General features: G+C 44.5%; 22 protein-coding genes. 3 read left to right on the plus strand and 19 right to left on the minus strand.

Features of this window, described 5'->3' with window-relative positions; all coding sequences use genetic code 11:
• Positions 1 to 5: 5 nt before the first annotated feature.
• The 5 genes from recJ to FZC78_RS00745 all read right to left on the minus strand — a co-directional run bounded on the left by recJ (position 6) and on the right by FZC78_RS00745 (position 6,985).
• Entirely contained in the window at positions 6 to 2,351 is a 2,346-nt protein-coding gene (gene recJ / locus FZC78_RS00725; protein ID WP_148937785.1) for a single-stranded-DNA-specific exonuclease RecJ, read from the minus strand.
• 457 nt (positions 2,352 to 2,808) lie between these two features.
• Entirely contained in the window at positions 2,809 to 3,156 is a 348-nt protein-coding gene (locus FZC78_RS00730; protein WP_252183459.1) for a LapA family protein, read from the minus strand.
• Between the two features lie 12 nt (positions 3,157 to 3,168).
• Entirely contained in the window at positions 3,169 to 4,089 is a 921-nt protein-coding gene (locus FZC78_RS00735; protein WP_148937786.1) for a cation diffusion facilitator family transporter, read from the minus strand.
• 122 nt (positions 4,090 to 4,211) lie between these two features.
• Positions 4,212 to 6,482, minus strand: coding sequence for a protein translocase subunit SecDF (gene secDF / locus FZC78_RS00740; protein ID WP_148937787.1), 2,271 nt, complete (start codon positions 6,480 to 6,482; stop codon positions 4,212 to 4,214).
• Positions 6,483 to 6,625: 143 nt separating this feature from the next.
• Positions 6,626 to 6,985 carry a post-transcriptional regulator gene (locus FZC78_RS00745; RefSeq protein WP_252183460.1) on the minus strand — a complete coding sequence of 120 codons (360 nt, stop codon included), beginning with the start codon at positions 6,983 to 6,985 and terminating at the stop codon, positions 6,626 to 6,628.
• Positions 6,986 to 7,055: 70 nt separating this feature from the next.
• Between FZC78_RS00745 and spoVB the strand changes: the two genes are divergently transcribed.
• A complete protein-coding gene (spoVB, locus tag FZC78_RS00750; RefSeq protein ID WP_148937788.1) occupies positions 7,056 to 8,606 on the plus strand; it encodes a stage V sporulation protein B in 1,551 nt (516 codons plus the stop codon).
• A gap of 323 nt (positions 8,607 to 8,929) precedes the next feature.
• Here the strand turns inward: spoVB and FZC78_RS00755 are convergent, their stop codons facing one another.
• The 3 genes from FZC78_RS00755 to FZC78_RS00760 form a co-directional block, all read right to left on the minus strand.
• Positions 8,930 to 9,577: a DUF421 domain-containing protein gene (locus FZC78_RS00755; protein ID WP_148937789.1), complete on the minus strand. Its 648-nt coding sequence runs from the start codon at positions 9,575 to 9,577 to the stop codon at positions 8,930 to 8,932.
• Positions 9,578 to 9,684: 107 nt separating this feature from the next.
• Positions 9,685 to 9,858: a hypothetical protein gene (locus FZC78_RS23405; protein ID WP_187444753.1), complete on the minus strand. Its 174-nt coding sequence runs from the start codon at positions 9,856 to 9,858 to the stop codon at positions 9,685 to 9,687.
• A 280-nt stretch (positions 9,859 to 10,138) separates the two neighbouring features.
• The gene (locus FZC78_RS00760; protein ID WP_148937790.1) at positions 10,139 to 11,434 is read right to left on the minus strand and encodes an ArsB/NhaD family transporter; all 1,296 of its coding nucleotides are present in this window, start codon (positions 11,432 to 11,434) and stop codon (positions 10,139 to 10,141) included.
• 197 nt (positions 11,435 to 11,631) lie between these two features.
• On the opposite strand from FZC78_RS00760, the gene FZC78_RS00765 reads away from it, so the two are divergent.
• On the plus strand, positions 11,632 to 11,997 hold the full coding sequence (locus FZC78_RS00765; protein ID WP_148937791.1) for a TIGR04086 family membrane protein: 366 nt from the start codon (positions 11,632 to 11,634) through the stop codon (positions 11,995 to 11,997).
• 399 nt (positions 11,998 to 12,396) lie between these two features.
• On the opposite strand, the gene yajC is transcribed toward FZC78_RS00765, so the two are convergent.
• From yajC to safA, 11 genes are all read right to left on the minus strand, one after another.
• A complete protein-coding gene (gene yajC, locus FZC78_RS00770) occupies positions 12,397 to 12,657 on the minus strand; it encodes a preprotein translocase subunit YajC (RefSeq protein ID WP_148937792.1) in 261 nt (86 codons plus the stop codon).
• 55 nt (positions 12,658 to 12,712) lie between these two features.
• Positions 12,713 to 13,852: a tRNA guanosine(34) transglycosylase Tgt gene (gene tgt / locus FZC78_RS00775; RefSeq protein ID WP_148937793.1), complete on the minus strand. Its 1,140-nt coding sequence runs from the start codon at positions 13,850 to 13,852 to the stop codon at positions 12,713 to 12,715.
• Positions 13,853 to 13,873: 21 nt separating this feature from the next.
• On the minus strand, positions 13,874 to 14,899 hold the full coding sequence (queA, locus tag FZC78_RS00780; RefSeq protein ID WP_148937794.1) for a tRNA preQ1(34) S-adenosylmethionine ribosyltransferase-isomerase QueA: 1,026 nt from the start codon (positions 14,897 to 14,899) through the stop codon (positions 13,874 to 13,876).
• 169 nt (positions 14,900 to 15,068) lie between these two features.
• Positions 15,069 to 15,275: a DUF2905 domain-containing protein gene (locus FZC78_RS00785; protein WP_148937795.1), complete on the minus strand. Its 207-nt coding sequence runs from the start codon at positions 15,273 to 15,275 to the stop codon at positions 15,069 to 15,071.
• A complete protein-coding gene (gene ruvB, locus FZC78_RS00790) occupies positions 15,272 to 16,273 on the minus strand; it encodes a Holliday junction branch migration DNA helicase RuvB (protein WP_148937796.1) in 1,002 nt (333 codons plus the stop codon). The genes FZC78_RS00785 and ruvB overlap by 4 nt, the downstream gene beginning before the upstream one ends.
• Positions 16,274 to 16,297: 24 nt before the next feature.
• Positions 16,298 to 16,906 carry a Holliday junction branch migration protein RuvA gene (ruvA, locus tag FZC78_RS00795; protein ID WP_148937797.1) on the minus strand — a complete coding sequence of 203 codons (609 nt, stop codon included), beginning with the start codon at positions 16,904 to 16,906 and terminating at the stop codon, positions 16,298 to 16,300.
• A gap of 21 nt (positions 16,907 to 16,927) precedes the next feature.
• Positions 16,928 to 17,140, minus strand: coding sequence for a hypothetical protein (locus FZC78_RS00800; RefSeq protein ID WP_148937798.1), 213 nt, complete (start codon positions 17,138 to 17,140; stop codon positions 16,928 to 16,930).
• Between the two features lie 268 nt (positions 17,141 to 17,408).
• Entirely contained in the window at positions 17,409 to 17,972 is a 564-nt protein-coding gene (locus FZC78_RS00805; RefSeq protein WP_148937799.1) for an intercompartmental signaling factor BofC, read from the minus strand.
• Between the two features lie 323 nt (positions 17,973 to 18,295).
• Positions 18,296 to 19,018, minus strand: coding sequence for a YhcN/YlaJ family sporulation lipoprotein (locus FZC78_RS00810; protein WP_148937800.1), 723 nt, complete (start codon positions 19,016 to 19,018; stop codon positions 18,296 to 18,298).
• 687 nt (positions 19,019 to 19,705) lie between these two features.
• Entirely contained in the window at positions 19,706 to 20,674 is a 969-nt protein-coding gene (locus FZC78_RS00815) for an aminoglycoside phosphotransferase family protein (RefSeq protein ID WP_252183474.1), read from the minus strand.
• On the minus strand, positions 20,658 to 22,160 hold the full coding sequence (gene safA / locus FZC78_RS24460) for a SafA/ExsA family spore coat assembly protein (RefSeq protein ID WP_148937802.1): 1,503 nt from the start codon (positions 22,158 to 22,160) through the stop codon (positions 20,658 to 20,660). The genes FZC78_RS00815 and safA overlap by 17 nt, the downstream gene beginning before the upstream one ends.
• A gap of 1,235 nt (positions 22,161 to 23,395) precedes the next feature.
• On the opposite strand from safA, the gene FZC78_RS00825 reads away from it, so the two are divergent.
• Positions 23,396 to 23,872 carry a tetratricopeptide repeat protein gene (locus tag FZC78_RS00825; RefSeq protein WP_148937803.1) on the plus strand — a complete coding sequence of 159 codons (477 nt, stop codon included), beginning with the start codon at positions 23,396 to 23,398 and terminating at the stop codon, positions 23,870 to 23,872.
• Positions 23,873 to 23,898 lie beyond the last annotated feature (26 nt).

Raw genomic sequence — 23,898 nt, forward strand, 5'->3', positions numbered from 1 at the left:
CCTCCTCATATGTTGCAGACCATTTCAGTCTTCTTATCAAACCAGTTTTTGAGTTCCTGATAAGATGAATACAACAATTCATTCTCTAGATTATATTGGTCCTGCTTTTGCCGGTAAGTAATCGATTCTTCCAAATCTCTCTTAACTTTTACAGGATTGACGGAAATTAATCCATTGTTTATTGTAACAAAATCCAGTTCAAAAAACACCTTTGACATGAATTCGATTGTTTCTTTTGACCAGCCTTTATGTTGAGCGAGCTGGCCGCCATGTTTTTTGAGATCGAAAGTCTCCCTCTTTAAGAGAAAGCCGTAGTACCATTTAAAGTGCTCACGCTTCGGCACAGTGCTGAAAAAGTGGTCTTCCTCGTGATCAAAGTGGGCATAAACTCTTTCAGGTTCAGCCTTTCTCATCACTGTCTCCAGCCATTCTGCAGCAGGCGGCAGATCCAGCAGTACAATACTCTTTGTTGACTGAAGATTAGCTTCTGCTTCTTCGCTGGAAGAAATCAATAGCAGGTCATCGCGGTAATCCCCAACCGGAAGGCGGTCAATCGTTCCCTGATTAAAAGCGATGATTCTTCTGTCCTGGGAAGGTACTTTTTCAAACCATCTTTTGAACGGCTTGATCCCCCTCATGTCAAAGAGCTGCCAATGAGCCACAGTAAGATCTTTTAGAAACAACTGCGGCTTCCTGATATTATTCCATTCATTTATGGAAAGCTCACCAATAACCGATAATTCTGCAAGGGGTGAAATGTGATCGGCAAATTCACCCATGCCGAAACCAATACTGTCCAAGGTGTGGACGTCTTTCTGAAGGGAAAGCTTTAAATGGTCCTGATTGCCGCCAATCTTTCTCATTCCACCTATCGAAACCCCTTCAATAAGCAGTCTAGGCTTGGGATTCCCCATGCCGAATGGAGCAAGCATCTGCAGAGACTCAATCGTCTCAATATCCACATCTTCAAGACGGATAGAAGCATCCAGCTCTGTGAGAGGAATGAAGTCTTCCTCGGTCAGCTGTTCATTGGCATACCCATTCAATCGGTTTCTCAATTCTGCTACATTCCCGAGCTCCAATGTCATTCCGGCCGCCATTGGATGGCCTCCGAAATGGGGAAGAAGCTCGCGGCATTGTGAAAGATTTTTAAATAGGTCAAACCCGGCAATACTGCGGGCAGAGCCCTTTGCCATTCCTTTTTCACTGTCAAAGCTCAGCACGATGACCGGCCTGTAAAATTTCTCAACAAGCCTGGAAGCAACAATACCGACTACTCCAGAGTTCCAGCCTTCTTTTCCAATAACCAGTACAGAATTGCTGGAAAGAGGAAACTCGGTTTCAACCATTTCAACGGCCTCTTGTGTCATCTCATTAACGATGTTCTGCCTTTCTTTGTTGATGCCGTCGATTTCCTGGGCTATAGCCATGGACTCTTCCATATCCTGAGACAGCATCAAATCCACTGCAGGGTCCGCATCTCCCAGTCTGCCGATAGCATTGATTCTCGGTGCAATAGCAAAGCCGACCGTTTCTTCCGTAATCTCGTTCATCTGGGCATTGGCCGCTTTACAAAGGGCTGCAATTCCAGGACGCTTGCTTGTCCGGAGCTTTGCCAGGCCTTGTTTGGCGATAGCCCTGTTTTCCCCTTTTAACGGAACAAGATCTGCTATGGTCCCAATAGCTGCGAGATCAAGCAGATGCTCTGGGAATTCTCCGTACAGAGCATGAGCGAATTTAAACGCTACCCCTACACCAGCAAGGTCGGCAAAAGGATATGTACTGCCTTCCCTTTTCGGGTGAAGGATCGCTAATGCTTCAGGAAGCTGGGGTCCCGGCTCATGGTGATCAGTGATGATCAGGTCCATCCCCAGTTCCTTGGCAAGTCCAGCTTCTTTCACTGCAGCTATTCCGGTATCCACTGTGATAATTAAAGAGAATCCTTCCTCGGCTGCCCAGCGGAAAGCATTTTCATTAGGACCGTAGCCCTCTGTGAAGCGGTTTGGTATATAAAAATGGGCTTCTGCACCTAAATCAAGAAGCGTTTGCATCATCGTGGAAGTTGAACTGACGCCGTCTGCATCATAATCCCCGAAAATTAAAATCGCTTCTCCATATTCAATGGCTCTTTTTACCCGTTCTACCGCTTTGTCCATATCCAGCATTAAATAGGGATCATGGAAAGGCTGCTCCCCGCCATGTAAAAAGTCCTTCGCTTCTTCTATATCATGTATCCCCCTGTTCGCCAGAAGCTTACTGACGATAGGAGGCAGATTCAACTTTTGCTGCATTTCAATACTATGCGCTTCACTATGGTCTTTAACTAACCAACGTGATTTTGATTTTAACATACGTTCACCCCTCAGCCTTTCCTATTATACAAAATGGGGGTATGCCTTTCAATCAGAGAAACATGGAAAGTGCTAAATGAAGACTCATTATTTTCTATTCGCAAAAGTTTTTTCAACTGCAATAATATCAGTTGCGGGAGGGAACATTTTCAATATTTCTTCGGTTGTTGTATCTCGCTTCAGATGCGAGGTACGTCTTCTTCTGTTTTTCTTTGTTTAGTATACCTCGCTTCTACTCCACTTAAATTAGGTTTAACCGCTACATAGCCAGAGGTTCCATACCAATCCACTGTAATGTCCTTAGTGGAGAATACAGCTGTAAACCTAAAAATTAAATATATCAATCTGCCTTAGCCTTTCTTTGAACGAAACCTTTTATTTCAGCCAAAAAAGAGGACAAAATCATAAACGATTTCATCCTCTTTTTTCTGCATATTTTGTTTTTTCTGGAGACAACTTACATTCTTGTTTCTTTATCTTCATGAATGTTTCCGTTATCTTGTATTCCGTCTTGCGCTGTGACACTGTCGGCAGGCTGTTCTCTATCTCCTGCCATTTCTTTTAATCGGTCATTCTCTTTCTGCAGTGCCTTAAGCTTTCTTTGGATCACAAACAGGCGAAACAACCCGACGGAGCCGACAATCAACCCTCCCATAAGAACTGATCCGATGATGACCAAAATCAGCGGCCATTGAGCTTCACCAAAAAGATAGTTCACTCTTACGGGATCAACGTTAATGACGGCAAAAATAGCGACGATTAAAGCGAATATAAGTCCTAAGATTAAATTCCATTGAATTTTCACAGCTTTCTCCCCTTACGACAAGTCTACTTTTTCATCTGCCTCTTCCGCATTGTATGGATTGATGTGTATGAAAACATCTTGGACATCAGGGTCCTCCAACAATCTTTTCTTTACTTTTTTTCCTACCCGATGGCCTTCTTCGACAGTAATATGCGGATCCACACTAATCTTCAAATCCACTATGAGGTAGTGTCCGTGCTCCCTGGCGTGCAGTTCATTTATGGCCAGCACTCCTTCTACTTCACTTACTGATTGTCTCAATTCCTGTGTATCTTCATCGTGCAGGACATGATCGAGAGTATTATGGATTGACTCAGCACCTAATTTCCACGCCATTCTCAAAACGAGGAGTGAAACAAACACTCCTGCAACCGGATCACCGTATTCCAGCCAACCAATGCCAAAAATTCCTCCCAGCATGGCAGCGCCGATACCCACGAGAGCTGCGATAGAAGAATAAACATCGGATCGATGCTCGTAAGCATTGACAATCAGGGCGTCACTTTTTAGTTTTTTACCCAATCTATACTTATACTGAAACATTATTTCCTTGACCACTATCGAGAAGATGACAGCATAGATCGCAATGGATGTCGGCGGTTGGATTGGTTGAAAAAACGATTCAATAGATGATTTCCCAATCTCAATTCCTACTAAGAATAAAAGAACAGCCACAATGATGGCGGCGATGGATTCAGCCTTTCCATGCCCGTATGGATGATCCTCGTCCGGCGGCTGTTTGGCTGCACGAAGACCTATGTAAACAGCGAAAGAGCCTGCGACATCAGAGGCTGAATGGACGGCATCGGCAATGAGTGCTTTACTGTTTCCCGCAACCCCTGCCCACCATTTTATGCCTGCCAGCAGGATGTTCCCTACAACGCCTACCAAGGCGGCAAATTCAGCTTTTTTAAAACGATCATCAGTACTCATAGTTGTCCCCCCTTATTCCACTTTATTGTAACCCATTTACCGCTAAACTATCTCCTGAAACGCTTAAAAGGACGAGCACTCCAGGCACATCCGCCTGGCATACTCGTCCTTTAGCAATCGAATCAGACTTGTGGTTCGTCAGAAATTTTCTTTTTCTCTTTGAAGGTAATGATTGTCCCTTTTTTCTTCAATTCCCTCTTCTTCAGCACAAGCCAAATTTGAGAAGCAATGAATACGGAAGAATAGGTACCAGAAATCAAACCGACAAGCAAGGCGATCGAGAAGTTCGTGATAGACTCACTTCCGAAGATCATCAAAGCGATGACCGTAAACACTACTGTTATTACAGTGCTGACAGAACGGGTAAGCGTCTGGCGTAAACTTTTGTTCACGACTTCTTCTATATCTTCGACGGTTTTCAGTCTGCGCTTCTTCTGGAGATTTTCCCTCATCCTGTCAAATGTAACAATCGTATCATTGATTGAGTAACCAACAATTGTCAGGACGGCTGCAATGAATGTCAAATCAACTTCAAGGCGCGTCAAGCTGAAGAACGCAATGATGAAGAAAGCGTCATGCAGAAGGGCTGCAATCGCCCCGATGGCCATAGATAGCTCAAATCGAAGGGTTACATAAATAATAATCCCTACCGATGCGATAGCTACAGCAAGCATTGCGTTTCGCGCAAGCTGCTCGCCGATAATCGGCGACACAGTGCTGATATTTGGTTCTGCATCATACGCCTCTGTGAAGTAATCCTTCAGTTCAGCAATTTCATCTTTATTCAAGACGTCACTGTAGCGGACAACCCCGATTTCGTTATTGTCACCTGAAATAACAATTTCATCGGATGGGTATCCTGCCTCTTCAAGCTCTTCAGTCAAGCTGTCAGCAGTCAATCCGGATTCAGACAGGATTTCCATTCTGGTTCCTGCAGCGAAGTCAATGCCCAGGTTCAATCTGAAAATAGCCAGAATGACGAGACCAGCAGTTATCAATACTCCTGATATCGCAAAGAATTTTTTTCGTTGTTTCGCAAAATCGAATTTATCATAAGCAGTAGGTAAATCTAATGTATCATAGTTTTCTGCGATATCTTTAATATCTTTAGGGTTCACTCCAAGCCAGGACGGCTTCTTGTTGAATGCACCGCTGTTGACCCATAACCCAAGCAGCAGGCGTGATCCCCATACCGCTGTCAGGAAGCTGGTCAGGATACTGACAATCAGCATTGTCGCGAACCCTTTAACAGAACTTGTCCCGAAATAGAACAGGACAGCACCGGCAAGAATGGTCGTCACGTTTGCGTCCAGGATGGTCATGAAGGAAGATTTGTTCCCGGCCTGGAAGGCTGCACGAACACTTTTTCCGACCTTCATTTCTTCTTTGATTCGCTCATACGTGATGATGTTGGCATCAACAGCCATACCGACCCCGAGAATCAATGCGGCAATACCCGGCAGTGTCAGAACCCCGTTCATCATGTCAAATACCCACAGGATGACGAATATGTACACTGAGAGAGTGATCATGGCTATGAATCCTGGGAAACGGTAGAAAATCAGCATGAATAAGAATACAATCGCAATACCGATGATTCCGGCCGTCACGGTTTTATCCATTGCCTGTTCACCGAATTGGGCTCCTACTGATGTAGAATAGACTTCTTCCAGTTTTACAGGAAGAGCACCAGCATCGAGAAGCGCCGCCAGATCTTGGGCTTCTTCTATCGTAAAGCTTCCAGTAATTTGGACTTCATTGGAGTTAATAGGTTCTGAAACTTGAGGATCTGATAAAAATTTAGGATTCTCTTTTTTCATTTCCTCTTGATAGGAGTCTACTCCCTCTTCAAAGTCAAGCCATATGACCAGCCTGTTTTCAGGAGAAGGCAGCTGGGAAAGCTCAGTTGTTAGATCATAAAATTTACTGCGGTCTTTCAGTTCTAAAGAAACTAATGGATCATTATTTTGGCCGAATGCCTGCTGTGCACCGCCTGTGACCAGGTCGGAACCATCAAGCCTCACTTCATCATTAATATCCCGGAAAGTCAGATTAGCCTGAGTCGAAAGAATCTCCCTGGCCTGATTCTGATCTTCCACGCCTGCAAGCTGCACACGGATTCTGTTGCCGTCTTCAATCTGGATGTTCGGTTCACTTACCCCGAGAACATTGATCCGTTTATCCAGTGCATCAGCCGTGTTGGCAACTGTTTCACTAGTGATTTCTTCATCATCACCATTCAGTGATTGAACATCATAGAGAACTTCAAAGCCCCCCTGCAAATCCAACCCAAGCTTAATGTCTTTCAAGATGTCGTTTGTTGTGCCCCCTATTAATCCACCCAATAAAAGAACGATTATAAAAAAGGCGACAATCCTACTGCGTTTTACCATTATGTATAAGTCCTCCTTGCATATGTACAGGGCAGTGCCCCTCGATATTAAATTTTCAAGTCGAAATGCCTAAAAGTTATACCAATATTCCCATTATGAATTAGCAGCAATTTACTGTCAATTCAATATTATACCAATAAATCTCAGGATTTCTTGTTCGGCTTCAGCAATTCTTTCAGTTCATCCTCATTCAAATCGCTGAACCAATTGGGAGAACGATAGGCTTCCACCGTTTCAAAGCTCATGTATTCCCCTGCTTTGACGCTCATAATGTCACTTACTAATTCAAACATCCTGATTTCCTCTTTCGGTTTCTTCCATTTCTTCTTTAACAGGTATGTCCACAAGCTTTCAACAGTTGCTTTGCCATAGCCAAGTACTTCAAATTCCTCAACCTTGCTGATCAGTGCAGGCTCTACATCATCATAAAAGTGACTGTACGGATGTTTCAAAACGTTCATATATTTCCCCCGCTCCATTTCTAATTGCCAACAACTTGTCATGCTTTGTCCATCCTGCTGCATATAGATAATTGTATACGATATTACGATTTTTGAGAAGGCAGGGAATGAAATGTCCAAATTTTTGAAAGGCACGATGATTTTAATGGGTGCTGCCTTGATAACCAGGATTCTCGGATTCATCAATAGGATAGTAGTGGCGAGGTTCATCGGTGAGGAAGGCGTCGGTCTCTTCATGATGGCATTCCCTACCTTGATTCTCGTTATTACCATTACACAAATGGGACTGCCTGTTGCCATTTCAAAGAGTGTAGCTGAAGCTGAAGTTCAAGGAGACCTCAAAAAGGTAAAAAAGATTCTTGCCGTTTCGCTGGCCATCACCGTCTCCCTGTCTATGATCTTTACTCCTGCATTGATCTTGCTCGCCCCATACTTATCGGAGACACTTTTTACAGATCCAAGGACCTACTACCCATTAGTCGCGATAGCACCAATTATTCCGATCGTTGCAATTTCATCTGTTATCCGGGGCTATTTCCAGGGAAGGCAGAACATGAAACCTGCCGCTATCTCCCAAGTTATCGAGCAGGTCGTCCGGATATCCCTGATTGCTGTCATGACGAAGACTTTTCTTCCATATGGGATTGAATACGCGGCAGCCGCAGCGATGGTTGCTTCCGTATTGGGCGAATTGGCTTCTCTACTCTATATGTTTACAGCTTTTAAGTTAAAGAAAAAATTTAAAGTCCGCCGCAATTTTTTCGGTGCAGTCAAATCGGGACGTTCCACTTTTAATGAGTTAATGAGTGTTGCCTTGCCAACCACAGGCAGCCGCATGATCGGGTCCATCTCCTGGTTTTTCGAGCCGATTGTAGTAGCACACAGCCTTGCTTTAGCGGGTGTTGCCACTTCTCTCGCAACCAAGCAGTATGGATCATTGACAGGTTTCGCTCTTCCATTACTATTTCTGCCGTCCTTCATCACAGTTTCTCTTTCAACTTCGCTGGTGCCCGCCGTCAGTGAGGCAAATAAGCAAAAGAACTTTGTCCTGATTGAGCACCGGCTGACACAGGCACTGAGGTTCTGCCTGATCACCGGCGGCATTGCGGTCGTTTTATTATTTATCTTCGCGGAGCCGCTGATGACCGTCATGTATGGCAGCAGCAGCGGAGCAGGGTTCATTATGATCATGGCACCCTTTTTCCTTTTCTATTACTATCAAGGACCTCTTCAAGCGGTGCTTCAAGCATTGGATTTGGCAAGGGCAGCGATGATTAACAGCCTTATCGGTGCGATTGTGAAGACAGCCATCATCTTTGTCCTGGCCTCCCAGCCCGCCTTCGGAATCAACGGAGCGGCGTTGGGCATTGTAACTGGAATGATGCTTGTGACTCTCTTGCATTTTGCAACCATCTTAAAAACCATCCCAATGACCATTTATGTAAGAGATTATGCAAAGTTTGTGGTTGTAATGGCTTTTACAGGTTTGGGCGGCCATTATCTTTATACCAATATAATGCAAGGCATGCCGCTTGGACTCCGCCTTCTCGCAGGAGTCATTTTGACAACAATTTTGTATATCTTTCTTTCCATTCTCTTAAAACTCATCCGGAGAGACGACATTAAAAGGATACCCTTTATTGGGAAGCTGGTCTTAAATTAAAGCTCTTTTCGTAAAGAGTGTGGCTGGTTTATACAAAAAGGGGCGGTGAAGGAAAACTTACTTTAACTCTAAATCAGCAATTAATTAGAAAAAGTCTATTAAATAGACTGGTTTCGCATTCATTTTGCTTTTGGCAGTATCACCCACCAGACACTAAGAGTTCTTTCTAAACTGGGAAAAGTACATTTCCTTTGGCTTAGCAGAATAAAGCCGTTATCTAACGAAGTTAATATAAGCTTGTAACAAAGTTTACAAAAAGAGCCTAAATTAATGATCAAAGCCATCACCTGCTTGGACAGGTAATGGCTTCTTTTGTCATGATTTTATTTATCTCGAAGATCTACATAAAATTGGCCATTTTGAAAGCTGCAAAAAGAAATCTCCTCCAGGTTGTGGTATTCCTTCTCCCTCAGCCTCTTTCGCAGCCAAAATTCATTTTTGCCGATCATCTCCAGATGGTTCTGCTGAATAATGCCATCAAGAATCAAAGGAAGTGTTAAGGATCCTTCTCCCTTATTTTCAGATTTCTTGATAACAGACAGCGTGCCTGAAGGCTCCAGGATGGCAAATTCCACATCAGCTACATTGCTGACATCCTTCTCTCTCAGCTGCAGAAGCAGATCATCAAAATTGTATCTCTGCTGCCTCATTGCCTTCTCATCAATTTTCCCATGACTGATCAGGACGGTCGGCTTCCCATCGACCAGTTCCCTGAACTTTTTGCTTTTTATCGATAAGAAAGCAGTGGTAATCTGAATGAGCATCAGGACACCCATCGGAAGAAGCGTATTCACTAATTCACTTTTCGGCTCTTCAATAGCCAAAACAGCCATTTCCGCTATCATGATGAAAACAACGAGATCGAGGAGACTCAATTCACCGATTTCCCTTTTGCCCATCACCCGAAAAATGAATAAAATGACTGCATATAAAAAGATCGTCCTTACTATGATGATCAAGTACTCCTCCACGTCCCTCTCCTCCTTCAGGTACGTACGTTTTGCACACTTTAGTATGCACCTGGCGAAAGGAAAGATAAGAGGTAAGTTTTTCTATGGATGTTTAAGGGTGGCTGAGGTTAGTGAGGACAGCATAGGTTTTTGATTTTGGGGATTTTGATGATGGCTGTCAGGCTTTCTGGCTGCATCGTTGTTTGTTTGTGGGATTCGGCGATGGTTACACTTCGCTTAACTGCATTTCCTCTTATTTTTATTGAGTTCATGCTGTTCAAACCATTTTTGTACTGCATCATTTTCAGCTTTCTATGTAATATATGCTGTTTAAACCGCCTTTTAACTACATCATCTTCCTCTTACGGGGGATTTCGTGCTGTTTAAACCACCTTTTTACTCATCATCTTCCGCTTTCCGAGTATTTCATGCTGTTTAAACCCACTCTTTAACTGCATCTTATTCCACTTGCGATAATTCCATGTTGTATAAACACAGTTAATCCGCTCTTTAAAGCACCAGCCTCTTATCTTGCTGATGCTACGCTGCCTGCCATTAAAGGATGGCCATCAGAAAACTCTCTTAATGCCCCACAAACGGAATTATATATTTAAAATAAATATAAACCGTACAGACCGCCAAAGATATCAGGGTGATCGGGATCCCAATCAATAAGTAATGATGAAACTTTATTTGTACGCTTTCCTTTGAAGCAAGGCCGACAATCACAAGGTTGGAGGATGAGCCAAGAAGCGTCCCATTACCGCCAAGACAAGCTCCCAGTGCGAGCGACCACCATAGAGGGTCCATATCAACCATACCGAATTCCTGAAACTCCTCGATAACCGGGATCATCGCTGCCACAAATGGGATGTTGTCGACGACTGCGGAGAGCAAACCAGTGCCCCATAAGATGACAAATGCAGTTGTCTTCATATCTCCTTCCGTCAATTTCATGATTTCCCGAGCAATCTCGTCAATGAATCCCGCCTCTTCTATCCCCCCCACTAGTAAAAAGAGACCTATGAAGAAAAAGAGTGTTCCCCACTCCACTTCTCTTAAGATTTCTTCAGGGTCATAAATTTTCTCCAGCAGAAGCATGATCAGCACGGCTCCTGCCAAGGCGACGGAAGTGACATCGAGGTGAAGGACCGGGTGTAAAGAAAATCCAGCCAGCACCAGGCCGAGCACACTGATAGCCGCTGTCAGTCCCTTATTTCTTTTTAAATATGACTTGGCCTCTATACCTCGCAATAATAGTTTCTTATCTTCCCTTACAATCAAAATGTCTTTATAGATCAGACAGATGATGATGATGGTTATCAGCAGGATCAATGCAGCAACAGGCAGAAGATTTTGCAAGAAAGCATTGAATGTAAAATGTTTTACAGCCTGGCCGATCATCATATTCGGGGGGTCTCCGATCAGTGTTGCAGTCCCGCCGATATTGCAGGCCAGAATCATCATCACTAAGTAAGGCAGCGGCGGCAGGTCCAGAACTTTTGTTAACGTAAACAATATCGGCACCAAAAGCATGGCGATTGTCACATTGGCTAAAAAGGCGGATCCTACCGCTGAAAGGAGCGAGAACACAACGAGGAGGGCCAGTCCATTGCCATTGACCGCCTGAGCCAGCCTGATAGCCAGAAACTCGAAAAAACCAGTCTTGCTCGTCACAGTGACGATCAGCATCATGGAAAACAGCAGGGTGATCGTCTTCCAGTCAATATAGGTGAATAATGCTTTTTCGATGGAAAAAGCCCCGACCAAAAGCATGGCCACTCCTCCGGCTAAGCTGGCGAGTATCCTGTTCCACTTTTCGGTAATCAATAAAATATAAACGGCAATGAATACCGCCAATATAATAAAGGGTGACATACATCCCTCTCCTTTAGGTTCTATGTATATTAAAACTGCAAAAAATAAATCGAACAGACTGCTTGTATCATTGTATGAAGCTTGGCCGCCAAAAATTATAGTCTATTTTTTTCTTTCACGAATATGCTTGTACTAGGAAAAGCTTGCAATTTTCATGTTGGAAAGGAAAGGAGAGGGAGACCATAGAAGCCAAGAAAATGGGAAGCGCGATTTTATTTGGAACTGGGACCATCTTAGTCATTGCTGTCGCAGCAAGTCTGATTTTTGCTTTGATGCTTCGTTTTACCAGCTTGGAAGAAAGTTCAATCAGCTTAGCGGTCACTATTATTTCATTTCTAGCTTTATTCGTCGGTGGATTTATGTCAGGCGGGAAGGGCAAAGAAAAAGGATTGGTGCTAGGAGGTCTTACTGGACTGTTATTTTCCGTTGGGGTCTTGTTATTTCAATATCTGGGATATGACTCCTTGTTTTCAGTTAAACAATTTGTTTATCATGGCTGCTTCATCGTCACCTGTATGATGGGCGGTATATTAGGAGTAAATATCAGCGGGGGCAAGTCATGATCAGCGCTGCATCTAATGGATGCAGTGCTTCAATTTGTTTTTATAAGGCTCTTCCCGTAAACTTTATTGCTATTCCATACTATTTCCTAAAAAAACCATAGTGCGAAGAAATAACTTAGTAAAACCGAAATAAGAACTGCTCTTCCCCGATTAAAGAGAAAACTCTTAATACCAAGGGAAAAATCCGGCTCTTGGGACTTTTCCGAAAGCTGCAATATAGGCAAAAACAGTCTTTTATAAAGGGATGACTAAGGCTGCTGATCTTTCTTGATATAGATTACTGCTTTCGTCCTTCCCCTGGATGCGCCATATTGTTTATTGGAAATCTCATTCTCATTATTTAAATTTAAGAAAATAGCCATAGAAAAAGAGCTGCATTTTTCATTGCAGCTCTTTCCATTATGCTTTGATGACTTCACGTACAGCGTTCCTGTCGTATGTAAGACGGCTTCCATCTCCACATTTCACGACGATGGCACCTTCTTCGATTGCATCGATGATTCCGTGCAAACCGCCGATCGTGATGATCTTATCGCCTTTTTGCAGTTCATTCTGCATATTCTGTACCGCTTTCTGGCGCTTTTGCTGCGGACGGATCAACAAGAAGTAGAACAGTACGAACATAAGCAGTAAAGGTATTAAAGTAGCAAACGTATCCATTTTTCAACCTCCTTTCGAGTGAGGATGTTTTATTCTTATGAAAGACATCCCAAAATCAGAAGTTTTTTGCATCAGGACGATTATATCCATACGCTTCAAAAAATTCTTCTCTAAAGTCCCCCAGACGATCTTCTCGGATCGCTTGTCTGACTTGCTCCATTAATTTTAACAGAAAATGAAGGTTATGATAAGTCGTAAGCCTAATCCCAAATGATTCGTCGGATTTAATCAAGTGGCGGATGTAAGCCCTGCTGTAATTACGGCATGTGTAACAGTCACAATTTTCATCAATAGGGTTAAAATCACGGGCAAATTTCGCATTCTTTACGACCAGGCGGCCCTTGCTCGTCATCAATGTCCCGTTTCTGGCAATACGCGTTGGAAGAACACAGTCGAACATGTCGATCCCTCTGATGGCTCCATCAATCAAGGCATCCGGTGAACCTACTCCCATTAAATATCTTGGTTTGTTATCCGGAAGCAGCGGAGTCGTGAATTCAAGGACTTTGTTCATGACATCCTTCGGCTCCCCAACAGAGAGACCGCCGACTGCATAACCCGGGAAGTCCAGTGAAACAAGGTCCTTGGCGCTTTGACGGCGAAGATCCTCATATTCCCCTCCCTGTACAATCCCGAACAATCCTTGATCCTCTGGACGCTGATGGGCTTCAAGACAGCGCTCCGCCCATCTGGAAGTCCGCTCCACAGAGCGCTTCATGTATTCATGTTCCGCAGGGTATGGAGGACATTCATCAAAGGCCATCATAATATCTGAACCAAGGGCATTTTGAATTTCCATCGCTTTTTCCGGGCTGAGGAACAATTTGTCGCCGTTCAAATGGTTTCTGAAGTGGACTCCTTCTTCTTCAATTTTGCGGAACTCGCTTAGACTGAAGACTTGAAAACCGCCTGAATCTGTGAGGATAGCACGGTCCCAATTCATGAACTTATGCAGTCCGCCCGCTTCCCTGATGATTTCATGGCCGGGTCTCAGCCAAAGGTGATAGGTGTTGCTGAGAATGATCCCGGCTTCCATGGCTTTTAAATCTTCCGGGGACATCGTCTTAACCGTAGCCAGTGTACCGACAGGCATGAATACCGGTGTGTCAAAAGAGCCGTGCGGAGTATGCACTCTGCCTAAACGGGCTCCAGTTTGTTTACATGTTTTAAAATGTTCGTAACGAATTGCAGTCAAATCGTCTAACTCCTTCCAATTTTACAGAATCAGCATGCTGCCGCCAAAGCTGAAAAATCTGTACTTTTCCTCTACAGCTGTATTATAAGCGTTCAAAATGATTTCCCTGCTTGTAAAGGCGCTGACAAGCATGATCAACGTTGATTTCGGCAAATGAAAGTTGGTGATCAGGCCGTCAATTGCCTTGAATTCATATCCAGGATAAATGAAAATATCTGTCCAGCCGCTTTCTTCCACGAACTTTCCATGCTTAGAAGCAATGGTCTCCAATGTTCTGGTAGAAGTTGTACCGACTGTGATGATCCGGCCGCCGCTTTCTTTGACATCATTAAGAAGGCGTGCGGTTCCTTCGGTAACTTGGTAAAACTCCGAATGCATGTCATGTTCATCAATACTGTCAACTGATACTGGGCGGAATGTCCCCAGACCGACATGCAGAGTGATAAATGCGACATGCACTCCTTTTGCTCTGATGCTGTCAAGCAGCTCTTCAGTAAAATGAAGGCCGGCAGTCGGTGCAGCCGCAGATCCTCTTTCACGGGCAAAAACCGTTTGATAGCGGTCCTGGTCGTCGAGTTTCTCGCTGATATATGGAGGAAGCGGCATTTCCCCGAGTTCATCAAGGACTTCATAGAAAATCCCTTCGTAATGGAACTCCAGAATCCGTCCTCCTTGTTCCTTCTCTTCCGTACATACGGCACTCAATTTACCCTCACCAAAAGAAATCCTGGTTCCGACTTTTACTCTTTTAGCCGGTTTGATAAGGGTTTCCCAAGAATCTCCTTCCTCTTGTTTCAGGAGAAGCACCTCGATTTTGGCTCCGGTTTCTTCTTTGATTCCGAATAATCGGGCAGGAAGGACACGAGTGTCATTCAATACCAGACAGTCTCCTTCTTTCAGGAAGTCTGTCACATCTTTAAATGTTTTATGCTGCAGATCTCCACTCTTGCGGTCGATAGCCATCAGTCTGCTCTCTGAACGTTTCTCAAGAGGAGTCTGGGCAATCAGTTCTTCCGGCAGATGGAAATCAAAATCTTCAACCTTCAAAGTTCTCACCTTACTTTTTATAATAATAATTCTTTCAATAATAACTAATCTCTCTGCTCTAGCTGGAAAACAATGATATCCAGGCTGCAAAGCAGTGAATTTTAGAGGATAAACATGGTGGATAATGTTCTCCGCTTCCTTGGCAGAGAACTTTCACCTTCTATGTCTCCTATCTAAACCTGCCGATAATGTAAAAAATCAATGATAATACTATACTGGCGATAATGGAAGTCATCACTGGAAAATAAAATGTTGAATTTTCTTTCTTAATAATGATATCGCCTGGCAGCCTTCCAAGTTTCGTAAATGCCATTAAGAAACCAAGAATAAGCAGCACTGCACCAGCTATCATCATGAACTTAGGAAGCCCTGTCATGCGTTGGGAACCTCCAGTCCAAAATGGTCGTAAACAAGAGCGGTGACCGTTCTCCCTCTTGGTGTCCGCTGAAGGAACCCGATTTGCAGCAGATACGGTTCATAAACATCTTCAATAGTATGAGATTCTTCACCGATACTTGCCGCTATTGTATCGAGCCCGACCGGTCCGCCTTTGAATCTTTCGATGATGCCCTTCAGTAATTTATGGTCTATATGATCAAGTCCCAGTTTATCTACCTGCAGCAGTTCCAGGGCATGATTTGCCATGTCGGCAGTGATTTCTCCATTGCCCCGTACCTGGGCGAAATCCCTGACCCTTCGCAGGAGTCGGTTGGCGATCCGGGGAGTCCCCCTTGACCTTTTTGCGAGCTCCACCGAGGCCAAGCCGTCAATTACTGTATCCAGGATTTCGGACGTCCGGATGACAATTTCCCGGAGCTGTTCCTCATTATAATACTCCAGCCTGCACAATACTCCAAAACGGTCTCGGAGCGGAGCGGAAAGGGCGCCGGCTCTTGTCGTTGCCCCCACCAATGTAAAAGGAGGCAGATCAAGGCGGACAGAACGGGCACTAGGACCGTTCCCAATCACAATATCAAGGCAGAAATCCTCCATTGCAGGATACAGGACTTCTTCTATTGACCGCGGCAGCCTGTGAATTTCGTCTATGAAGAGTACATCCCCGGGTTCCAAAGAAGTCAGGATTGCCGCCAAATCCCCAGGACGTTCGATTGCAGGCCCTGAAGTGGTCCGTAAATTGACGCCCATTTCGTTTGCGATGACAGCCGCAAGGGTCGTTTTCCCAAGACCCGGAGGCCCATAAAGGAGAACGTGATCCAGTGTTTCCTGCCTCATCCTTGCTGCTTCAATGAAGATACCGAGGTTATTCTTTACTTTATCTTGTCCAATATATTGATTTAATGTCTGCGGTCTTAAGGAAAGTTCAAAGGAATGATCGCTTGTTTCTGCTTCTGAAGATACAACTCTCTCTTCCAACAGCTCCGCCTCCTTTCTTGATCACTATTTCAATAATAATTTCAAGGCATCCTTGATGAGCTCATCAGTCGTTTTCCCCTGAGAAGTCAGCTTCGGTGTGACCTTTTTGATTTCTCTTTCTGAATAGCCGAGTGCCTTCAACGCAAGAGCCGCTTCCTCGATCAATTCATCATTATTTGAGACAGCCTCATGCTTCCCTTCATTAAACAAGTTTGGAAAGTAATCCGGGACAACATCCTGCAGCTTGCCTTTTAAATCAAGGATCATCTGCCTCGCTGTTTTCTTTCCTACACCAGGAAATTTTGTCAAGAACCCCTCGTCTTCCCCTTCAATTGCCGAGATGACTTGTTCAGGGGCACCGCTGGCAAGAATGGCGAGAGCCCCCTTCGGACCAATCCCCGACACATTCAGCAGCTTGATGAACAACAGCTTTTCTTCCATCGTCAGAAAACCGTACAGCGCCAAAATATCTTCTCTCACGTGCTGATATGTATATATCGTTTTCTCTTGATTCTCATATTTTGAAAACAGGAATGGATTACTTGTGAAAATCTGATAACCGATACCGGCATTTTCAAGGACCACATATTCCGGTCCCACTCTTTTTACAGTTCCATTTATATATTCATACATTTGATATCTTCTCTCCCTTAATCACTTCATTGTACCATAAGAATGACGGTTTTCGGGCTTTCTGATAATTCCTATATCACCACCCAAAACATCTGTTCTTATTCTACCAAAAAAACAGGAGAAAGACATAACTTGCCCTAAATTATCTTCTATCAACAAGGCTGTTTTCGTAAACTTTTTTGCTATTTTATTATTAACTTTGTAAGATACCTGCTTTATATTCTGATAAGCCAAAAGAAATGAACTGCTCGCCGTTTAGAGAGAAATCTTAGTACCTGAAGGGGATGCTGATTAAAAATGCGATTTTAACATCAGTTCCTTTTACGTAGAGGATTGAAGCGGAAGGCGTACGTTCTCCTGAGGGAGCAGCGGTCGTCTAGTTCACGCGCCCGCCCCGCGGAGTCGTGCGCCTGCAGCGGAAATCCATTTCATCTAAAGCAGCCACAATCTTTGCGAAGACAGCTTTCAACAAAAAATAACCGGCTCAGGTATTCAGCCGGTTTTACTCAAAAGAAGCATCTTCTTTCAATGAATAAGGTTGAAAGCTTTGAATGACTTGTTCATAACTTTGCTTTGATTTCACTGGTATTCCTTTCACCAGTTCATCACGCTTTCCGCTTTCAAGCTTTTGTATATCGAGTTGAAAAAAAGATTGGATGATTTCAGACTGGCCTGGCCTTCCATTAAAGATAGAAAGCACTCCGTCATCTGAAATGCCAAAGTAGCCGTTTGATTTCAACAAGGGAGATATATCATCAACATCCTGGCGGAAAACGACTTGTTCTTCGGTCATATCAACGAGTTCCCAGGCGGCATAGCCTGCCCAGAAGTCCTCCATGGACCAAATGGTTTCAGACTTGATTTCTTCACTAACCTCACCATCAAGGTAAACGCGCTCCAAGATTACATCTACCTGATGGGGATCGGGTGCTGTATCAACCTCTTCAGCCGCCTGCGGATTCTCTGCGGCTTCTTTCTCGATCTTTCCGTCATCATGAAAGAAAGTGAAATAAAACGCGCCGATCAGCAACATTACCATAAACACGACTCGAATTTTAACCGTCATCGTGATCACCTCAAACTTGTTAGTTTATTGTCCGTGAATCAAACGGACAATGATACATTTCTTTAATCACTGATAATAGTCTGACCATTTTTTAACAAAAATATCCCCCTTAGAGGGATATTTTTCTATAATTTCTCTGCATGTACGAATTCCAAAAACTGTCGCAGGATTCAACAGGAATAACTCGATAAGATGAAAGAATCCTTAGGATAGAAAAGCCCATATGTACAGGTATGACCACACGTAACTATCAACCCGCTAAAAAATCCCTTCATTAAATTTCAATTCCAGCTGCAGCACAAAAAAGCGGGGAACTCCCCGCCTTATCCTTCGCCTCTTATCGACCTTAATATATCGTGTATGTCCATCTGAATAGCTTCCCGGGGACCGCCATCCCGCAAATCGTTGTCGATGTTGCGGATACGGCTGAAAGTTCCTTCGTCGGACGCCACAGTGACTGTCCTGCCTTTTAAATATGGCTGTACGGCCCTCTCGATTTTTTTCTCTGTCTCTTCAAACCTGTTATCATCTTCAAGGTCAACCGCTATCAAGACATTGGTTCCGTAGGTGACCGAGCGGACATCATTGACATTCTCGATGGAAGCAGTAATATCTCCTATTTTTTCGGCAAGATCGCCTTCATAAGCCGTGTAGTAGGAACGCCGTGCTTGCCTTGTATTATCATCCAAATGGCCGTGATAATTGGCATCTCCATGGCTCGCTCTTTCATCCTGCAGGAAAAAGTTGCGATCATCTTCCGCAAGAGGTTTGGAAGGGTTTTGCGGATTCCCATCCGTATCTCTCACATGAAGGTACCGCCTTTTTCCTTCTCTGATTGCCTGCCCTTCCTGCCCGATTGAATGATCATACCATTCTGTTATCGGGCCGTCCCGGTCTTCATTTTTGTCATTCCCATGCCCTTCATTGGAATAAAAACCCATCGGTTCGTAAGAGTCTGCACTCTGTCCGCCTGCAGCATCCTCGGCTCCGTTACAAGCTCCGAGAAGGATCGCAGATAAAGGAATCAGCAAAAGCTTTTTATGCATTGAAGCCACCCTCTTCCGCAAACTTTGAGCATAATCGCTCCTTGTTAGCTTGCGGAAACCTTTTGAGGATAATTCTGTTTTGCGGGGACAAAAAGCTGGACACGTCTCCTGAATTTGGATGAATCCTTCCGCAGAATTTTGCTGAAAAACAAGAACTAACGTTGCATGAAAAAGGGAGATTTCGGCTTGGCAAAACTATTATCTTATCCACTTTAAATCGTACTTATACTGTGAGGGTGACTATAATAGCTTTTTTTAAGATAGATGGTGGCGGAGTTGCCTTCTTGGGAGTTTTTCTAAAAGATTTTTGATTTCAAATGATTTTTCCCTCCTTCCCTTTTACGTAGGATGATTGGAGCGGAAGGCGTGCGACCTCTTGCGGGACTAGCGGGAGTCTAGTTCCAGCGCCTAGCCCCTCGGGGTCAAATAACCCGCATCGAATAAAAGGAAAGACCACCTGTTTTTCGATGCATAACATTTGCCTGTCGGGGCTGACAGGGCGCTTCCACTTTATATGCAGGCGAAGCCGAGGAGGCTCAACGCCCGCCCCTCGGGGTCGTGCGCCTGGAGCGGAAATCCCTTCGATTAGAAAAGCCACAATCTTTGCAAAAAGAGCCTTTTATTTAATCTGTTTCCCACAGTCCAGCTTTCTTTAAGTGGAGTTCATCTCCTTTCCACTAGCTGCCTTCACAAATTCTTTTGTATTTCCCTGCAGCACGCCATTCTTGACTGAAACTGATACAGCGTCAGGTCAATCAAGTAATACCAGACACTTTTCTGGTAGCTTCGGCTTTCACGAAAGAACCGATTCCATTCCCTGAAGATGTCCGATGAATAAAGAATACTGTGTAAAAAAGTACTGCTTTCTTTATATTTGGAAAGCTGCCCATGTTTCCATAACAAATCCAGCGACCAGTTTATATGCGGAAAAATTCTGTTGGCAAATTGAATATAATCCACTTCGGGAGGACCTGAGGATATTAAATCCAGATCTATGATGAGCAGCTCCTGATTTGTATCGCGGAGAAAATTGTGATGCGCCAAATCTCCATGAAGAATGCAAGGTTCTTCGCTGAATCCGGATTTCACCATGCCTGCCAGAGCTTGTTCCCCCAGCAATATATAAGTATCAATGACTTCAAGCGGAACCAAAACACTAAGCTTTTGTCTGTTTCCAACGAATTCATCCAGTCTTGCCCTCCATTTTTCCAGCAGTCTCTGGTCCTTCAATGAATTAAATTCCTTCCTCATCAAAGCAGCGCGTGAGATGCGATGAAATTTTTCAAGTACAGCAAGTGCTTCCTGTCTTTCGGAATATGTGTGGTATGTGAAATTGCCTACTGTATTGATCCATTTCGTTAGACCAGCGGCTTTTCCATCTATTACAATACTGTCAGTCTGATGAATGGGATGAAAAGAAGGGATTTTTATAAAACCTTCTTTGCTGAGCTCTTCCATCACTTCTTTTTGAAGCTCCAATCTTCGAGAAGAAGAATAAAGCTTTAAAAACCAATTCCCATAATCTGTTTGGACTTTCCATTTTCCTTCTTTAATCTTTCTCAGAGTGAGGGTTTGGCTTCCAAGTTTGCTTTTTAATAAAAAAAGGAGACGATTTTGAAATCCGTCTCCACTTGTCATATCAATCTTCGAAGTCATCTTCAAAACGCGGCATCCCGAATGCTCCCTGACCGTACATTCCCGGATTACCGGCTCCCTGTTGCATCATTCCCGGGCCGTATGGAGACATCATGCCCTGCCCGTGAGGCATTCCTTGCATCACCCCAGGCGAGGGTCCATATTGACCGGTAAGCTGTGGACTACCGCAGCCGCAGCCTCCCTGCTGCATAGGCATACCTTGCATTGGCATACCATACATAGGCATACCCTGCATTCCAGGTGATTCTTCCATCATGGCACCCTGTACTTGCGGCATCTGCCCATAAGGGTTTCCGTAGCCTCCGCCAGGATTACCGTATCCCTCAGGCGAAACCATTCCTGGATTGCCAAAGCCGCCTGGACCTCCGAATCCCGGATTGCCAAAGCCCGGTCCCGGCATTACAGGAGATACAGGATAACAATCATCCGGCCCCATCATTCCTGGATATGGACCCATTCCCTGCGGCATTCCGCCCATTGGCATCTGCCCGGACGGGAATCCACCGTCATCTTGTACTCCGGCCACAGCTGAAGGTGAACCCATCGGCCCCATCATTCCGCCGCCCATCGGAGCACCCATCTGCTGGGGCATATAAGGCATGAAGGAAGATGATTCTTCATCATAACCCATTGGCATTTGCTGCATTCCCGGCAGGCCTTGAGGCATCATTGAAGCACCTTGCACTTGCCCCATTGGACCCATTGGGTAGCCGCCTCCCTGCATTGGATATCCTCCATGCATCGGCTGTCCGCCGTGCATCGGTCCCAATCCGCTTCCAGGCATAATAGGGGATGCAGGTACACAATACTCCTCCATTGGCTGTGAATAAGGCATTGGCTGTCCGTATGGCATCTGCATTTGCGGGCTTTCCGGACTTTCTTCATCCTGCACTCCTCCAACAGCTCCCGGCATATCTTTAGGTTTAGGCAGGGTCGGTGCTTTGGATGCTTGTGGCAAAGTTTGTGGAGCTTTAGGAACTTGCGGTGCTTTCGGCGCTTGCGGTGCTTTTTGAGCCTGCGGTGCTTTCGGCATCTTTTGTGGAGCTTTTGGTGCCTGCTGCATCGGCTGAGTCTGCATTTGCATATTCGCCATGTTCATCATGTAATAATTATTGATGTCGATTTCCGGAATGACCGGCTGCGGCATTTTTGGCGTATATGGTTTTTTCGGCATTTCTTTGATCGGCATCTCTTTCTTAGGCGCTGGCTGTATTGCTTCTTTCGGAGATTCCACCGGCATAGCATTCGGCTTTTGCTGGGCAAAAGGGTGCTGTGCTTTCGGCATCTCTTTCATTGGCATTTCTTTCTTTGCCATTTCTTTTTTTACCATCCCGCCCGATGTTGGAACTTTTATCTTCATACCAGGCATAATCATATCGGGGTTAGACAGCTGGGCATTCATCTTTTTTAACTCTTCGAAATTCACGCCGTATTTTTTGCTGATATTCCAAAGAGTATCTCCTTTTTGTACGATATGGATTTTCACTATTTATTCCCTCCTCAGGCATAAGTCTATATATCCTATGTCGCTAAATAGGCAAAGTGCTAACAATCTACATAAATACTTATGAATTTCCGAAAATAAATATACCTCTCCAGAGCTTACCTGCCGCTGTGTCTCCATGACGCAGCTGGGTGTATTGAGGGGGGAATATTTTTTTTCTAACAAGAGAAAATATGCGGGTTGAATTACTCTTTCTATTTAAGTGAGTCAACAGATGACGCACGTGAGGACATGAGTTGGACTTTTCGGGCATAGACGTGTACCCAGACGGCGCGGGTGAGGACATGAGTCGGCGTTTCCGGCCAAGACGTGTACCCAGACGACGCGGGTGAGGACATGAGTTGGCGTTTCCGGCCAAGACGTGTACCCAGACGACGCGGGTGAGGACATGAGTCGGCAGTTTCAGACAGAGATATGTATCCAGAAAACGCATGTGATGACATGAGTTGGACTTTTCGGRCATAGASGTGTACCCAGACGRCGCGGGTGARGACATGAGTCGGCGGTTTCAGACAGAGATATGTATCCAGAAGGTCCCTGTGAGGACATGAGTCGGCGATTTCCGGCATAGACGTGTACCCAGACGACGCGGGTGAAGACATGAGTYGGCGTTTCCGGCCAAGACGTGTACCCAGACGGCGCGGGTGAGGACATGAGTCGGCAGTTTCTAGCAAAGATATGTACCCAGAAGGACCCTATGAGGACATGAGTTGCAGGTTTAAGTCAGAGATATGTATCCAGAAGACACATGTGAGGACATAAGTTGGAGGTTTCAGACCAAGACGTGTATCCAGAAGGACAGCATGAGGACATGAGTTGSAGGTTTTAGACAAAGATATGTACCCAGAAGGACCCTATGAGGACATAAGTTGCAGGTTTTAGTCAGAGATATGTATCCAGAAGGGCCCTATGAGGACATAAGTTGCAGGTTTTAGTCAGAGATATGTATCCAGAAGGGCCACGTGAAGACATGAGTCGGCGGTTTCCGGCCAAGCCATGTACCCAGAAGGACCCCATTAGGACATGAGTTAGACTTTTCGGAAAAAGATATACCCAGAGAAGAGCCTGCTTCCACTCTCACACGTAAAATATTCTTTTGAGAGTATAACATTTAGCCGGGCATCAGCGCTTATACTTTTTCTGTTTAGAAGTGACAGAACTTTTGCTAAAATAAACGCACTACTCTTAAAATTACAGAAACGATTGGAGGCAGCCTTATGCTTAATGAGGCAATAACCAAATTAGAAAATAGGGAATACGAAGAGGCAAAAGTGATGCTCGAAAAATGTGTCCAGCAGACACCGGAAGATCCTCAAGTTAATTTTTATCTTGCATCGGCGAATGATTCAATGGGATTGGAGACCAATGCCATACCGCATTACCGCCGGGCAATCGAAAATGGAATCCAGGGGGAAAAGCTTGAAGCAGCTTTTATCCAGCTTGGCAGCAGCTACAGATGCCTCGGGGAATATCAATATGCAAAGGATGTATTAAGCGCAGGCCTAGAACAATTCCCTGAAAATCCTGCTTTAAAACTATTTTACGCGATGACACTCTATAACTTGGGAGAACATAAAGAATCCGTTACGCTTCTGTTAAATACCCTCATTACTTCCGCTGATAATGAGTGGCTGAAGAGGTATGAAAAGGCTTTGAAGTTTTATAGTGAAGATATTGATGGAGTGTGGAATTGAGAAGTGTGACATGAAGAGGGTTAGCC

Origin of the sequence: Rossellomorea vietnamensis (genome assembly GCF_008180415.1) — a bacterium.
In the GTDB taxonomy this organism is placed as follows: Bacteria; Bacillota; Bacilli; order Bacillales; family Bacillaceae_B; genus Rossellomorea; species Rossellomorea vietnamensis_C.

Coding starts and splice junctions, on each gene's coding strand:
- secDF (WP_148937787.1), bottom strand. CDS start 6,482: ATGGTAAAACGCAGTAGGATTGTCGCCTTTTTTATAATCGTTCTTTTA.
- FZC78_RS00745 (WP_252183460.1), bottom strand. CDS start 6,985: ATGACAAGTTGTTGGCAATTAGAAATGGAGCGGGGGAAATATATGAAC.
- FZC78_RS00760 (WP_148937790.1), bottom strand. CDS start 11,434: ATGTCACCCTTTATTATATTGGCGGTATTCATTGCCGTTTATATTTTA.
- yajC (WP_148937792.1), bottom strand. CDS start 12,657: ATGGATACGTTTGCTACTTTAATACCTTTACTGCTTATGTTCGTACTG.
- recJ (WP_148937785.1), bottom strand. CDS start 2,351: ATGTTAAAATCAAAATCACGTTGGTTAGTTAAAGACCATAGTGAAGCG.
- FZC78_RS00785 (WP_148937795.1), bottom strand. CDS start 15,275: ATGACAGGGCTTCCTAAGTTCATGATGATAGCTGGTGCAGTGCTGCTT.
- FZC78_RS00810 (WP_148937800.1), bottom strand. CDS start 19,018: ATGCATAAAAAGCTTTTGCTGATTCCTTTATCTGCGATCCTTCTCGGA.
- spoVB (WP_148937788.1), top strand. CDS start 7,056: ATGTCCAAATTTTTGAAAGGCACGATGATTTTAATGGGTGCTGCCTTG.
- FZC78_RS00805 (WP_148937799.1), bottom strand. CDS start 17,972: ATGACGGTTAAAATTCGAGTCGTGTTTATGGTAATGTTGCTGATCGGC.
- FZC78_RS00735 (WP_148937786.1), bottom strand. CDS start 4,089: ATGAGTACTGATGATCGTTTTAAAAAAGCTGAATTTGCCGCCTTGGTA.
- FZC78_RS00825 (WP_148937803.1), top strand. CDS start 23,396: ATGCTTAATGAGGCAATAACCAAATTAGAAAATAGGGAATACGAAGAG.
- ruvA (WP_148937797.1), bottom strand. CDS start 16,906: ATGTATGAATATATAAATGGAACTGTAAAAAGAGTGGGACCGGAATAT.
- FZC78_RS23405 (WP_187444753.1), bottom strand. CDS start 9,858: ATGATGCAGTACAAAAATGGTTTGAACAGCATGAACTCAATAAAAATA.
- FZC78_RS00815 (WP_252183474.1), bottom strand. CDS start 20,674: ATGACTTCGAAGATTGATATGACAAGTGGAGACGGATTTCAAAATCGT.
- FZC78_RS00765 (WP_148937791.1), top strand. CDS start 11,632: ATGGGAAGCGCGATTTTATTTGGAACTGGGACCATCTTAGTCATTGCT.